Source organism: Streptomyces sp. AV19, from assembly GCF_015999245.1.
In the GTDB taxonomy this organism is placed as follows: domain Bacteria; phylum Actinomycetota; class Actinomycetes; order Streptomycetales; family Streptomycetaceae; genus Streptomyces.
The window spans coordinates 402602-415612 of the sequence record NZ_JAEAMR010000010.1 but is presented as its reverse complement, the minus strand read 5'-3'; the positions used below and the strand labels follow the sequence as shown (position 1 = coordinate 415612).

Annotated in this window: 10 protein-coding genes; 5 read left to right on the top strand and 5 right to left on the bottom strand. The window is 73.2% G+C overall.

The window, feature by feature from the left end; translation table 11 throughout:
- The first annotated feature begins 32 nt into the window (after nucleotides 1-32).
- Both I5Q34_RS20290 and I5Q34_RS20285 read left to right on the top strand, forming a co-directional pair.
- Nucleotides 33-1304, top strand: a complete 1272-nt coding sequence (locus tag I5Q34_RS20290; RefSeq protein WP_277965370.1) for a helix-turn-helix transcriptional regulator — start codon at nucleotides 33-35, stop codon at nucleotides 1302-1304.
- Nucleotides 1289-1828 (top strand): GNAT family N-acetyltransferase, encoded by a 540-nt coding sequence (locus tag I5Q34_RS20285; RefSeq protein WP_199893734.1) that lies wholly within the window; start codon nucleotides 1289-1291, stop codon nucleotides 1826-1828. The genes I5Q34_RS20290 and I5Q34_RS20285 overlap by 16 nt, the downstream gene beginning before the upstream one ends.
- Nucleotides 1829-2029: 201 nt before the next feature.
- Here the strand turns inward: I5Q34_RS20285 and asnB are convergent, their stop codons facing one another.
- Both asnB and I5Q34_RS20275 read right to left on the bottom strand, forming a co-directional pair.
- Nucleotides 2030-3895 (bottom strand): asparagine synthase (glutamine-hydrolyzing), encoded by a 1866-nt coding sequence (gene asnB / locus I5Q34_RS20280; RefSeq protein WP_199893733.1) that lies wholly within the window; start codon nucleotides 3893-3895, stop codon nucleotides 2030-2032.
- Nucleotides 3896-4428: 533 nt separating this feature from the next.
- Complete coding sequence (locus I5Q34_RS20275; RefSeq protein ID WP_199893732.1) at nucleotides 4429-6168, bottom strand: IucA/IucC family protein; 1740 nt, start codon at nucleotides 6166-6168, stop codon at nucleotides 4429-4431.
- Nucleotides 6169-6353: 185 nt separating this feature from the next.
- Here I5Q34_RS20275 and I5Q34_RS20270 point away from each other — a divergent pair, with 185 nt between their 5' ends.
- Nucleotides 6354-6881: a GNAT family N-acetyltransferase gene (locus I5Q34_RS20270; RefSeq protein ID WP_199893731.1), complete on the top strand. Its 528-nt coding sequence runs from the start codon at nucleotides 6354-6356 to the stop codon at nucleotides 6879-6881.
- Here the strand turns inward: I5Q34_RS20270 and I5Q34_RS20265 are convergent.
- Nucleotides 6871-7731, bottom strand: a complete 861-nt coding sequence (locus I5Q34_RS20265) for a triacylglycerol lipase (RefSeq protein WP_277965504.1) — start codon at nucleotides 7729-7731, stop codon at nucleotides 6871-6873. The genes I5Q34_RS20270 and I5Q34_RS20265 overlap by 11 nt on opposite strands.
- A 313-nt stretch (nucleotides 7732-8044) precedes the next feature.
- Nucleotides 8045-8929 (bottom strand): triacylglycerol lipase, encoded by an 885-nt coding sequence (locus I5Q34_RS20260; protein WP_277965369.1) that lies wholly within the window; start codon nucleotides 8927-8929, stop codon nucleotides 8045-8047.
- A gap of 718 nt (nucleotides 8930-9647) precedes the next feature.
- Here I5Q34_RS20260 and I5Q34_RS20255 point away from each other — a divergent pair.
- Nucleotides 9648-10667, top strand: a complete 1020-nt coding sequence (locus tag I5Q34_RS20255) for a DUF3533 domain-containing protein (protein ID WP_199893729.1) — start codon at nucleotides 9648-9650, stop codon at nucleotides 10665-10667.
- 459 nt (nucleotides 10668-11126) lie between these two features.
- Nucleotides 11127-11573, top strand: coding sequence for a subtilase-type protease inhibitor (locus tag I5Q34_RS20250; RefSeq protein ID WP_199893728.1), 447 nt, complete (start codon nucleotides 11127-11129; stop codon nucleotides 11571-11573).
- A 108-nt stretch (nucleotides 11574-11681) separates the two neighbouring features.
- On the opposite strand, the gene I5Q34_RS20245 is transcribed toward I5Q34_RS20250, so the two are convergent.
- Entirely contained in the window at nucleotides 11682-12524 is an 843-nt protein-coding gene (locus I5Q34_RS20245) for a S1 family peptidase (RefSeq protein ID WP_199893727.1), read from the bottom strand.
- Nucleotides 12525-13011: the final 487 nt, after the last annotated feature.

The window sequence follows — 13011 nt, the reverse complement described above, 5'->3', positions numbered from 1 at the left end:
GCGCCGTGCGCCCCCTCGCTACGTTGGGCACCGTGGGCGACAAGGTGGTCAACCAGCGACTTCGCGAACTCATGGACGAATTAGGGTTCAAGCAGCATGAGTTGGCCGAGGCCATCAACGACCTTCTCATCGCCCACGGCTTCCCCGGCACCGTCTCGGACCGCACGATCCGGCAGTGGCTCACCGGAAAAACCCGATGGCCCCACCCTCGGCAACTCGCCGCCCTGGAGGCACTATTCGGGTGTACCGCCGAAGAGCTGGGGTTCGTCCCCCCGGCGGGAAGAGACCGCACCACCACCCCGGAGCTCTCTGTGCTGCGCCGTACCTTCCTCACGAGCGTGTCCGGCACCGCCGCTGCCGCCGCACCGCTCCTCTCCGACCGGCCGACCACCATCGGCACCTCCGACGTCATCGAGCTCCGCAACGGCCTGGATGCCCTGATGGCCCTGGACGCCCACCGAGGCGGCCACGAAGCCCTCGAAACCGCCGCCCTGACCGGGGCCCACCGCGCCCTCGACATGCAGGAGCACGCCGCCTCCCAGCGCATCCGGCAGCGCCTGTTCTCCGTCGCCGCCGACTACACGGCAACCGCCGCATGGTCGGCCATCGACGCCCGCCAGTCCGGTCGCGCACAGGCCCACCTCGACCGCGCCCTGTACCTCGCCGGCATGGCCAAGGACCCCGTCGCCGAGATGCGGGTGTGGAACAGCTACGCCATGCTCGCCCACCAGCGACGCGAGTTCACCAAAGCCGTGGACGCCGGCCAGGCCGCCCAAGCCTGCGCCATCACCCGCCGTGACCCGTTCTACGGCTCCCTCGCCCACGCCCGCACCGCCGTCGGGCACGCCACCCGGGGCGACCGCCAGGCAGCCGTCCGCTCCCTCGGGCACGCCGAGAACGCCCTCACCAAGGCCGACCTCACCGCGCCCCGCCCGTCCTGGGTCACCTTCTACGGCCCGGCCGAACTGACGGCCCTGACCGCCATCGTCCGCGACCGCATCGGCCACTCCGCGGAAGCCGAAGCCGCCTCCCACCGCGCCCTCGCGTCCATCCCCCGCCAGTTCCACCGCAACCGGTCCCTGGCCACCTGCCGCCTGGCCCTGGCCCAGCTCCACCAGCGCAACGTCGAGCAGGCATGCGCCACCGCGTCCAGCGTCTTCGACAAGATGAGCGGCTACCCCATCCCCGGCCGCATGCGCTCCCTCCTCGGCGACTTCTACCGAGACCTGCTCACCCTTGCCCCCGGCGCCTCCGCCACCCGAGAGTGGGGCGACCGCTACCGCCACGAATGGAGCCGTGCGTGACCACCACCATCGACGTGCGCCACTACACCCACGACGACGCGGCCGACATCCGTCAGACCCTGCTCGACGTGCACGCCGACGCCTACGCCGACCGGGCCGACGATCCCTTCGTCCAGCGCTTCGAGTGGTTCGTGGACCACTGGAGCAGCAACCCCGGCTTCTCCTGCGTGATCGGCTACGACGGCCCCGAACCCATCGGGTACGCCTACGGAGCCGGCGCGAACCCGGACCGCGAATGGTGGCGCGAACACCTGAACCCGGCACCGGAGAAGGCGCGGACGTTCCACGTGTCCGAGCTGATGGTGCGCCCCAAGTGGCGCAAGCACGGGCACTCCGAGCGGCTGCACCGCGCACTCCTCGCAGCCCGCGAAGACGACCTCGCCGCGCTCCTGGTGGACGTCACCCACCCCAAGGTCCAAGCGCTGTACGAGTCGTGGGGCTACCGGAAGGTGGGAGAACGTCAGCCGTTCCCCGACTCCCCCGTGTACGCACTCATGCTTGCGGACCTTCCTCTTTCTGCCTGATCAACGCCGAAGCCCCGACCGGAAAACCGGCCGGGGCCATCGCCGGTCAAGCAGTCAAGTCCACCACCACGATGGCGGAAGGCTGAAGCACGGCCAGGCCGGCGCGCATCTCGCACCGGAAGGTGAGCATGTTCCCCCTCGAAGTCGCTCGCACCGAGGGTGTCCGGGCCCGTGGAGCGCTGCCCCACAAAGGCCCCACCCTCACAACTTCAACTCCGTCCCCCCGCCCCGCAGCCACGCGTCCAGCCCCAGGACGAGTTCCGTCGCGCCCCGGTAGCGGCTGCCGGAGTCCTCGGAGAGGGCGGAGGAGAGGGAGTCCTCGTCGAGGAGTTGGCGTACCGGGGCGTTCTTGTCGGCGGCCAGCTGGCGGAGTTCGGCGCGGAGGGCCTCGCCGTAGCGGGGGTCCTGGGTGGAGGGGTAGGGGCTCTTGACGCGGTCGGCGACCGCGTCGGGGAGGACGTCGCGGGTGGCGGCGCGCAGGAGGGACTTCTCGCGGCCGTCGAAGGTCTTCATCGACCAGGGGGTGTTGAAGACGTAGGAGACGAGGCGGTGGTCGCAGAAGGGGACGCGGACCTCCAGGCCGGTGGCCATGCTGGTCCGGTCCTTGCGGTCGAGGAGGATCTGGACGAAGCGGGTGAGGTGGAGGTAGCTGACCTCGCGCATGCGCTTCTCCTTCCCCGTCTCGCCGGGCAGCCGGGGGACCTCGGCGAGGGCCTCGCGGTAGCGGGCCTCGGTGTAGCCGGGCAGGTCGAGGGCGTCGAGGACGTCCTTGCCGAGGAGGGCCGCGTAGCCGCCGCTCTTGCCGCCGCCGAAGGTGTCGGCCACGCCCGCCGCGATCCAGGGGAAGGTGTCGGCGTCGACCGAGGCCGGGTCGTGGAACCATTTGTAGCCGCCGAAGACCTCGTCCGCGGACTCCCCGGAGAGCGCGACGGTGGACTGCTCGCGGATCGCCTTGAACAGCAGGTAGAGCGAGGTGTCGCCGTCGCCGAAGCCGAGCGGCATGTCGCGGGCGGTGAGGACGGCGCGGCGGTGGCCGCGGTCCATCAGGGTGGCGGTGTCGAGGACGATGTCGCGGTGGTCGGAGCGCACGTGCTCGGCGAGGGCGTGGGCGTACGGGCCGTCGGGGGTGGAGCGCAGGTCGTCCGGGACGAAGTTCTCGGTCTGGCCGGTGAAGTCGACGGAGAAGGAGCGCACCGGGCCGCGGCCGGCCTCGCCGAGGCCCTTGGCGGCGAGGGCGGTGATGGCGGAGGAGTCCAGTCCGCCGGAGAGCAGGGTGCACAGCGGCACGTCCGCGATGAGCTGGCGGGCGACGATGTCGTCGAGGAGTTCGCGGACGCGCGTGACGGTGGTAGCGGTGTCGTCGGTGTGCTCGTGCGCCTCCAGCGCCCAGTAGCGCCGGACGGCGGGAGAGGATCCGCGGCGGAAGCGCACGGTGTGGCCGGGGCGGACCTCGTGCAGGCCCTTGTAGACCGCGTGGCCGGGCGTCTTGACGAAGGCGAGGACCTCGGCGAGGCCCTCGGCGTCCACGACGGCGGGGACGCGGGGGTGGGTGAGCACGGCCTTCTGCTCGGAGCCGAAGACGACGCCGTCGGAAGTGGGGGCGTAGTAGAGCGGCTTGATGCCCATCCGGTCACGGACGAGGAGGAGCTCCTCGGTGCGGGCGTCCCATATGGCGAACGCGTACATGCCGTTGAGGCGTTCGGCGAAGCCCTCGCCCCACTCCAGGTAGGCGTGCAGCACGACCTCGGTGTCGCTGCTGGTGCGGAACGTGTGCCCCCGGGAGGCGAGTTCGGAGCGCAGCTCGCGGTAGTTGTAGACCTCGCCACTGTAGGTGATGACGGCCTGGGTGCGGCCGTCGTGCTGGACGAGCATGGGCTGCTTGCCGCCCACAATGTCGATGACGGCGAGGCGGCGGTGGCCGAGGGCGGCGTGGGTGTCCACCCAGGCGCCGCCCGCGTCGGGGCCGCGCAGCTCCATGGTCCGCGTCATGGCGTCGAGCGTGCCGCGCGCGCCGGCGTCGGCGGTGAGGTCCTGGTCGTAGGCGATCCATCCGGTGATCCCGCACATGTCGCGGTGTCCCCTTTCGGTCGTGCCGCCCGGTTGGGTCCGGGCAGGGCTCAGCCCCCGTGGTCGCGGGCCGCCGTCCCGTCGCGGTCCGCGCCGGTGACGCTACGCCCGTATAGATGTATGTACCAACCATGCCGGGTAAAACCTTTTTCAACCGGCGGGTTCAAACAGCCGGTCGGCGACTTTGGCCGATCGGGCCCCCACGAAGGACCGGGCGGCCCTGCCAAGGCGATCTCGGGGCGGAGCGCCCCAAAGGACCTCAGGCGAACGGAGGGTGTGCGGCACATGGCCGTCCGCGTCGCCGAGGACGGCGACCCGAAGGGCCGGGGCGCGGCACGATGGCTTCAACGCCGCGGAGTGCGGGCAGATGCCGATGTCCGACGCGAGCGACGACTCCGCGTCCGCAGCGGCCGGACGCTCGACGTCACGGGCGGTCCGAAGGAGAAGCGCGCCGGCGTCCGGCAGTACGGGCGGAGCGCCGGGACGCCCGGAAGCGGCGGTTCGAGCGGGCCCGGAACCCACCCCGCGCAATCTCAACGCGCCGCCTCCAAAAGGTAGTTCGGGCCGTTCACATAGCGCCTGCCCGAGCCGTCGGCACCGGCGGTGACCGTCGTCCGGACGGGGAGCAGGCCGGCCTCCAGGACCCGGGTGCGCAGGACGGCGGCGGGGCCGGACGGGAGGCGGTCCGCGGCCTCGGCGAGGCGGGTGCGCAGCAGGCGCAGCCAGGTGGCGCGGTCGCCGCGGCCCGTGCCGGCGAGTTCACCGGCGGGGGCCGCGGCGCAGAGGTGGACGGCGGCGGCGGTGAAGAGGTCGGCGACCGGGCCGTCGTGGCCGACGAGGACGCGGCGGTCGGCGAAGCCGAGGAGGTCCGCGGCCCGGCCGCCGCCGAGGCGGGCGACGAGGCGTATCGCGTTGACGCGGAGGCCGGCGTGGTCCTCCTGGAGGAGGCGCAGCCGGGGGCGGCCTTCGTGCTCGTCCAGCACCAGGGAAACGTTTCGCTGGTGGGAGTCCGGGGCCACGCCGTAGGCGAAGAGGGTCGTGTGCCAGTCGAGGAGCAGGGTGAAGTAGGCGTCGAGGAGGGCGTGGAGGGAGCCGCCGTAGTAGCGGTCGGCCAGCGCGTCGGCCACCAGGACGCCGTCGGGGGTGCGGGCGGACAGGGCGGCGACGGGTACGACGTGGGCGTCGGTGAGTCCGTCCGGGCGGCGGCGCACCAGGGCGGCGAGGAGTTCGCGACCGGCGTCGAGGTGGGTGCGCTCGTCGGCGAGCAGGACGGCCGGGGCGAGGCGTGGCTCGCGCGCGAGGACCTCCTCCAGCAGGCGCTGGCCCACGGCGCGGTCCGGGAGCGAGGCGATTCCCCGTTCGGCCAGGGGCAGTTCGAGGTGGACGGCCGGGTCGTCGAGCGGGGCGACGGTGCCCGCCGGCAGCGTCGGGACCACGTCCAGCCAGGGCTTGACGGCGAGGTGCGCCACGTCCTGCAGACCGGCGGCGCGCAGCGCCCGGGCGAGCGGCTCCCCCGCGGTCAGCGGGTGCACGGGCAGCGCGGTGTGGGTGCCCGTCAGCTCGGGCAGGCCGAGCCGGTCGGGGGCGGGCCACCAGGCGGGCAGGCCCGTGGGCCGGGTGCGCAGGGCGGCGTGCGGCAGGGCGAGCCAGCGCAGTCCGAAGCCGGGGTGGAACTCCGGTGCGTAGCCGGGCAGTTCGTCGACGGCGAGGCCGGAGCGGGCGCGGCCGGCCGGGTGGAGGGGGTCGGGGCGGGAGGCGGCGAGGGTGCCGAACGCGAGCGCGCCGCGCGGTCCCTTCCAGGCGGCGGCGCCGGTGCCGTAGCCGGCGGCGAGCCGCTCGGCGACGTCGTCGCGCAGCCGCTCGTGCAGCCGCAGGGCGGCGAGTTCGGCGGCGCACTCGGCGGCGAACGCGTCGAATCCGTCCTGGTCGTGGGGGCCGGCGGCGGCGCGCAGCACCGCCAGGGCGGGGCCGAGCCGGGTGACGGTGGCACCGGCGGTCTCCAGCAGCGGCCGGCGGACGCGGACCGGGCGCCGGTGGCCGTCGCCGGTGACCGGGACGCAGATGGTCCGTTCCCCGGCGCGCAGGGCGAGCCAGTCGCCGTCCGGGCGGCGGTGGAGGTGCGCGGTGCTGCGCAACCGGTAGGCGTCCTCGCGCAGCAGGGCGTCGAGCACCCGGCCGAGGAGCTCGCGCTCGGCGGCGTCCGGGAGTTCGTGGGGGCGCACGCTGCGGTGCGCGAGGGTTTCGGGGCTGCGCTCGCTCACAAGTTCTCCCATCGGGCCGGAGTTTGGATCCCGGCCACACCAGAGAGATTAGGTTAGGCAACCCTAACAGTGTCAATTCACTTGCCCTATAGGGCCCTTACGCCCCGGTATGTTCCTTCCGCTCGCCCGGCCTGCGAAAACGCCCGGCCCGCCGAAACCCCTTTGCGCCCCGCCCTGCCGGATGACACGGTCCGGGCATGACCGACATCACCGTGCGCCCGACAGGCCCCGAGGAGTGGCGACTGTACCGCTCCGTCCGGCTCGCCGCCCTGGCCGACGCCCCCTACGCCTTCTGCTCGACCTGGAGCGGGGAGAACGCCTTCCCGGAGGAGCGGTGGCGGGAGCGGCTGACCCGGCGCAACACCTTCCTGGCCGAGGACGCCGAGGACGGCGGCCGGCCGTGCGGCCTCGTCTCCGTGCTGCCGGAGGAGCCGCGCCGAGCCGAGCTCGTCTCGATGTGGGTGGCTCCCGGCGCCCGCGGCCGGGGCGCGGCGGACCTCCTCGTCGAAGCCGCCCTCGCCTGGGCGGACGGCCACGGCCGGCCCGAGGTGCGGCTGTGGGTCACGGAGGGCAACGAGCCGGCGGAACGGCTGTACGCGCGGCACGGGTTCCGGCGGACGGGAGAGTGGCAGTCGGTCCGGGAGGGCGAGGACACCCGGGAGTTCGCGATGGTGCGCCCGGAGCCGCCGGCCCCGGGCGACCGGGACGACGGCGTCAGCCGGTGACCACCGAGGCACAGCTCGACGGCGTGGCGTGCGCGGGGTCGAGGGTGTTGGCGACCTCGTGGAAGGCGACGCGGTCCACCAGGCCGATCGCCAGATGCTCGGAGAGGTCGGCGCCGCAGCGCTCCTGGAGCACGACGTTGCGGACGTTCGGGCCCGAGAGGAAGGCGCTGCGCCACGGTGTGACGACCTCGTCGTAGCGGGTCGCGACGACGGTGTAGCGGACGCCGGGGACCGTGTCCGGGCGGGAGTTGAGGCGCTTGAGGAAGTCCGAGCCGAGGGCCTGGTCGGTGAGACCGGGGGTCACGCCGTGGATGGCCTCGCGGGCGCCGGGGATCTTGTCCATCAGCTTGGTGAGACCCGAGAGGGTCGTGCCGTGACTGGAGGGGGCCAGCCCGGTGAGGGAGGCGGTCTTGGGGCCGCCGCCGAGGAAGTTGAGGTAGTAGCGCGGCATCATGCCGCCCTGGGAGTGGCCGACCAGGTCCACCTTGGCCGCCCCGGTCGCCGCGCGGACCCGGTCCACGTACGCGGAGAGCTGCTCGGCCGACTTGGCGACCGGGCCCAGGCCGTTGAATACCGGGGGCACTCCCGGGAGTTGGCCGTAGTCGAGGGAGAAGACGCAGTAGCCGCGGTTGACCAGGTAGGGCGCCAGACCGAGCCAGTTGTCCACGGAGTTGCCGAGAGTGCCGTGGACAAGGACGACGGGACGGGGATGGGCGGACGACGGCTTGCAGGAGTAGTCGTTCCAGCCGCTGCCGACCGTCCGCTCGGCGGCCGGGGCGGCGGTGGCCGCCGTCAGGATCAGGGCCAGGGCGGGGAGGACGGCGTACAGGGCACGGAGGAACCGGCGTATTCGGGCGGGTTTCCCAGCTCTGTCCGCCGGTCTCCCGGCCGGTCCCTTCGCCGGTCTCTTCGCTGATCCGTTCCTGGATTCGGGCACAGGGACACCTCGCAGGTGAGGGAGAGGGTGTGCGGCATCAGCACGACGATCGTGCGACTGCGGCGTACTGAACCGCGGGTAACCTACCTGCGAGTAGGTTGCGGGTCCCTTACTCACGAGTCAATGAGTGCGGCACGCATTTCCTGCGCGGCGTTCCGGTCGCCCACCCGGCGTGCCGGGCCGGTCGCCCTCCGTACGGGTCAACCGGCCCGGAACACCGCCACGTTCAGCCGATGACCGCCGAAGCGCACGTCGTCGGCTTCGCGTTGGCCGGGTCGAGGGCGTTGGCGACCTCGTGGAAGGCGATGCGGTCGGTCATGCCGGTGGCGAAGTGCCCGGAGAGGTCGACCTTGCAGAGGTCCTGGAGCAGGACGTTGCGGACGTTGGGCCCGGACAGGAACGCGGACTGATACGGCGAGACGATCTCGTCGTACTTGGTCGCGATGACCGTGTAGCGGACGCCGGGCACGGTGTCCGGGACGGAGTTGAGCTTCTTGAGGTAGTCGGAGCCGAGCGCCTGGTCGGTGAGACCGGGGGCGAAGCCGCCGAGCGCCTTGCGGGCGCCGGGGATACTGTCCATCAGCTTGGTGAGGCCGTGCACGGTCGTGCCGTGGCTGGAGGGGACCAGGCCGGTCAGGGAGTTCACCTTGTCCGCGCCGCCGAGGAAGTTGAGGTAGTAGCGCGGCATCGCGCCGCCCTGGGAGTGACCGACCAGGTCGACCTTGTCCACACCGGTGGCCTCGCGGACCTTGTCGACGTAGACGGAGAGCTCCTCCGCCCCCTTGTCGATGGGACCGAGCCCATGGAACATCGGCACGCCGGGCAGCTTGCCGTAGTCGAGGGAGAAGACGCAGTAGCCGCGGTTGACCAGGTAGGGCGCCAGACCGAGCCAGTTGTCCACGGAGTTGCCGAGAGTGCCGTGGACAAGGACGACGGGACGGGGATGGGCGGACGACGGCTTGCAGGAGTAGTCGTTCCAGCCGCTGCCGACCGTCCGCTCGGCGGCCGGGGCGGCGGTGGCCGCCGGGGCGACGGCGCCGGCCGTCAGAACCAGGGCCAGGGCGGCGAGGAGCGCATGCAGGGGACGCAGGAGTCTTTGTATCCCGGACACGGGAGGTACCTCACAGGCGGGGGAATGTGGATGGGCGCACGGCACCGGCGCAGCGGCCGGTTCGGGCCGCGCGCTGACGATGCGCTGACGGTGCATCAACTTACCAGCGAGTAGGCGCGTGGGGACATGCTCCTGCCCGCTGTTTGACGTGCACTCATGCCCTCACGCCACGCGCAGCGCAGCCGCCGGCCCCACGACCGACGTGCCGCGGCGCGGCCGCGCCCGGTCCACGGCCGCCTCGATCCGGCGTGCCTTGCCGTCCGTGGCGTCGGCGACGGACGTCCGCCTGCTGGGGGGCGGCCCCGGCGGCGCCGAGCTCCTCGGCGCGCAGCGTCACGGCCCGCACCCGGGCGCACTGCAAGGCCGGGCGCGTCGTGCAGCGCGTACGCGACGGCGGTCAACGCCGGGGTGTGCGCGACCGGTTCGGCGAGGGCGAGCGCGTCCGGGCCGCACTCGGCGGCCCGTTCGGCAACCCGTACGGCCGGCCGCCCCGGGGCGCGAGGCGCTGTACCGCACCGAGAAGGCCGTACCGCGCCGAGAAGCCCGACGCGGCCATCGCACCTCCTCGCCGCTGCGCCGCCGTCGCCCCTGTGGCCGGTTTTCGCCCTTCGCTCCCCACCACAGGCCAAACATCGAACATCCGCATGGGCTCGCGAGTGCGCCACTCGAATGGCCCGGCCCGCCTGCACCGGCCCGCCGCGCCCCGCAGGCTCGGGGCATGAGCTCATTCGCCCGGGAGGTGCGCACCGCGGTGACCGGCCACGCCGCCCTCCTGGTCACCGGCGTGCTGCTGCTCCAGCTCGCGTTCATCGCCTCGTACGTCGGCGCCTTCCACCGCCCCGTGCCGACGGACGTCCGGCTGGGCGTGGTCGCGCCGCAGCAGACCCGGGCGGCCCTGGTGGAACGGCTCGGCGCCCTGCCGGGCCGGCCCCTGGACCCGAGTGCCGAGGAGGACGCGGAGCGGGCCGCGCGCCGGATCCGCGCGCGCGAGCTCGACGCGGCGCTGGTGGTCGACCCGCGCGGCACCACCGACACCCTGCTGGTCGCGGGCGGCGCGGGCGCCTCGCTGGCCCAGGCCGCGGAGGCGGTCGTCGGCCGTGTCGAGGCGGGGCAGCACCGTTCGGTACGGACCGACGACATCGCCCCCGCGGCGGCCGGGGACGCCCGCGGGCTGACCTCGTTCTACCTGGTGGTCGGCTGGTGCGTGGGCGGCTACCTGTGCGCCGCGATCATCGCGATCAGCGCCGGCGCCCGGCCCGCCAACCTCCGCCGGGCGGTGATCCGGCTGGGCGCGCTCGCGGTCTACGCGGCCGCCGCGGGCCTGCTCGGCGCGGTCGTCACCGGCCCGGTCCTGGACGCGCTGCCCGCCGGCATCGCCCCGCTGTGGGGGCTGGGCACGCTGGTCGTCTTCGCCGTCGCGGCGCTCACCCTCGCCCTCCAGGGGCTGGCCGGCATCGTCGGCATCGGGCTGGCGATCGCGATCGTCGTCGTGCTGGGCAATCCGGGCGCGGGCGGCGCCTACCCCTACCCCCTGCTGCCGCCCTTCTGGCGGACGATCGGCCCGGCGCTCCCGCCCGGCGCGGGCACCTGGTCCGCCCGTTCCCTGGCCTACTTCGACGGGAACGCGCTGACCGGGCCGCTGCTGGTGCTGTCCGCGTGGGCGGTGGCCGGGGCATTGGTGGCGCTGGGGTGCGCGGTGTTCCGCGAGCGCAAGAGGCCGAAGAGCCCCGTGAGTTGACCTGAACCGGCATACCAGACGGTCGGGATGGCAGCTCTTCGGACATTGCTGGGCCGCTCCCGGGGCGTCCGGAATCCCTCCCCGGCCCCCCGGAGCCCCTCTTTTCGGCCGGGCCTCCCCCGCAACCCGACCGCGGCCGCCCATCACCCAATCCTTCGATTTTCCGGGTATTAATCCTGTGTTTCACAGGCATGAACACGACGCGGTCAACGATGGCAAGGAATCACCGCAGGTCAATACTCCTGAAACACCAATTCGCCCCTTCCCTCCCAGACCGGGCGCCCACCGCGCCCCGGATCGCATACGGAACCCCGGAGCCGCCCGGACGGCCACTCGAATCCGGCCACTACCCACTGTTTTCACATGACGACTGGAAGTGATCGATCCACGTGCATTCGTGCACGGCTTGGGCCAGACTGCGGCTCGTTATCGGAACCCACGAACAAGGGAGTGTTCGGAATGCGGTACATCACTGGGGGGATCGCCCTAGGGTCAGCGTTGATCCTGGGCAGCCTGGTGGGCGCCGGGACGAGTGCGACCGCGGCCCCCGCGCCCGCACCCGCTGCCCAGCAGAGTCTGTACGCGCCCTCAGCGCTCGTACTGACCGTCGCCCAGGGCGACAGCTCGACCAACTCCGGCGTCCAGCGCGCCGTGACGCTCACCTGCACGCCGAAGGCGAGTGGCACTCATCCCGACGCCCGCGGGGCCTGCAACGAACTGCGCGCCGTGGGCGGCAAGTTCGAGGACATCACCAAGGTGAAGGACGGCACGGCCTGCACCAAGGAGTGGAACCCCTACGTCGTCACCGCCGAGGGTGTCTACGAGGGCCGGCGCGTCAAGTACGAGCACGTCTTCGGCAACACGTGCGAGCTCAAGGCGGGCAAGGGCATCGTCTTCGAGTTCTGACCCGGGCCGGCCCGGGCCGTGAACCCGTGGGGAACCGGCACGTGAAGCGGCCCCCGGACACCGTGGAGGTGTGTCCGGGGGCCGCGGCCTGGTGCGGGGCGGCGCGCATCAGCCGATGGACGCGCCCAGCGCCCGCAGCGCCCGGTCCACCGGCTGGTAGTAAGTCTTCCCGCCCGTACGGCAGTTGCCGGTGCCGCCCGAGGTAATGCCGAGGGCGGCGTCACCGTCGAAGAGCGGCCCGCCGCTGTCCCCGGGCTCCGCGCAGACGTCCGTCTCGATCAGCCCGTCGACCCGGCCCTCCTGGTAGTTGACCGTGGCGTTCAGCCCCGTCACAGTGCCGCCGCGCACGCCGGTGGTGGCGCCGCTGCGCCGGACCCGCTCGCCGGCGTACGCCCGGCCGGCGCGGGTGATGGTCCGGGTGCCGCCGTCGTGGAGGTCGACCGCGCTCGGGCGGGCGGCGCCGTCGGTGTAGCGGGCGAGGGCGTAGTCGCCGCCGGGGAACACGGAGGTCTCGGTGACGGCGGCCCGCGGACCGCCCCTGGTCTCCGCCCAGTCGGGAACGGCGTTCCCGCAGTGCCCCGCGGTCAGGAAGGCCGGCCGGCCGCCCCGGTTGACGTTGAAGCCGAGCGAACAGCGGGCCGTGCCGCCCCAGACGGCGCCGCCCCCCGCGACGAACCGCGTGAGCCGCGCCGTCGTTCTCCGCACCACCACGGCGTCCCCCAGCCCGGCCGTGACCTCGGTGAGCCGCGCCAGCCGTGCCCCCGTGACGGTGGAGTCGGCGGTGACGACGACCCGGCCGGCTCTGGGATCCGTCACCCAGGCCGTGCCCGGGATCGCGGCGCGGGCGTCGAGCGTCTGCCGGGTGGCGGCGAGGCGGGCGGCGGTGGACGCGGACGCGTCGGCCGGCTGCGGGACGAGCGCCGAGGCCGCGAGCACGACGGCGGCCGGCATCGCACGGAGGGACAACCGGAAGGTCTTCAAACTCGGCACCTCCAGGTGGGGGGTTGGCCCCGACCGCGGACGGCCGGCCGGGTCCGGAGGACGGACCCGGCACCGCCGCGCTCCGCTCCGGTGGGAGGGTCGCGTCCATGCCAAGCCGTAGGTATCCGAGTGTTCCTGTCCGGGGAGGGAGTGCACAAGGGCGACTTCCGGTCGCGCGCATGGTCATGCGGGCGCGGTTGTTCTGCGCGGGGGTTGTTCGTGGGGAGTTGGGGGCGTGTGCGGGCCTGACGCGCCGTCAGGTTGGTTGGGAGGTATGCCCCGGACCCGCCCTTTCACCGTTTCTTCCGGGGCTCCGCCCCTCGGCCCGGCACCGCGCTCCGCGCGGTGAGGCGGGGGCTCCGCCCCCTGCACCCCTGCCGGGGCTCCGCCCCTGGCCCCCTTCCGGGGCTCCGCCCCGGACCCCGTATCGCGGCTCCGCCGCTCGTCCTCAAACGCC

Bases quoted from the DNA above. Each gene is read 5' to 3' on its own strand.
- I5Q34_RS20250 (WP_199893728.1), top strand. From the start codon at position 11,127: ATGCGGTACATCACTGGGGGGATCGCCCTAGGGTCAGCGTTGATCCTG.
- asnB (WP_199893733.1), bottom strand. From the start codon at position 3,895: ATGTGCGGGATCACCGGATGGATCGCCTACGACCAGGACCTCACCGCC.
- I5Q34_RS20270 (WP_199893731.1), top strand. From the start codon at position 6,354: ATGACCGACATCACCGTGCGCCCGACAGGCCCCGAGGAGTGGCGACTG.
- I5Q34_RS20275 (WP_199893732.1), bottom strand. From the start codon at position 6,168: ATGGGAGAACTTGTGAGCGAGCGCAGCCCCGAAACCCTCGCGCACCGC.
- I5Q34_RS20245 (WP_199893727.1), bottom strand. From the start codon at position 12,524: ATGCCGGCCGCCGTCGTGCTCGCGGCCTCGGCGCTCGTCCCGCAGCCG.
- I5Q34_RS20255 (WP_199893729.1), top strand. From the start codon at position 9,648: ATGAGCTCATTCGCCCGGGAGGTGCGCACCGCGGTGACCGGCCACGCC.
- I5Q34_RS20285 (WP_199893734.1), top strand. From the start codon at position 1,289: ATGGAGCCGTGCGTGACCACCACCATCGACGTGCGCCACTACACCCAC.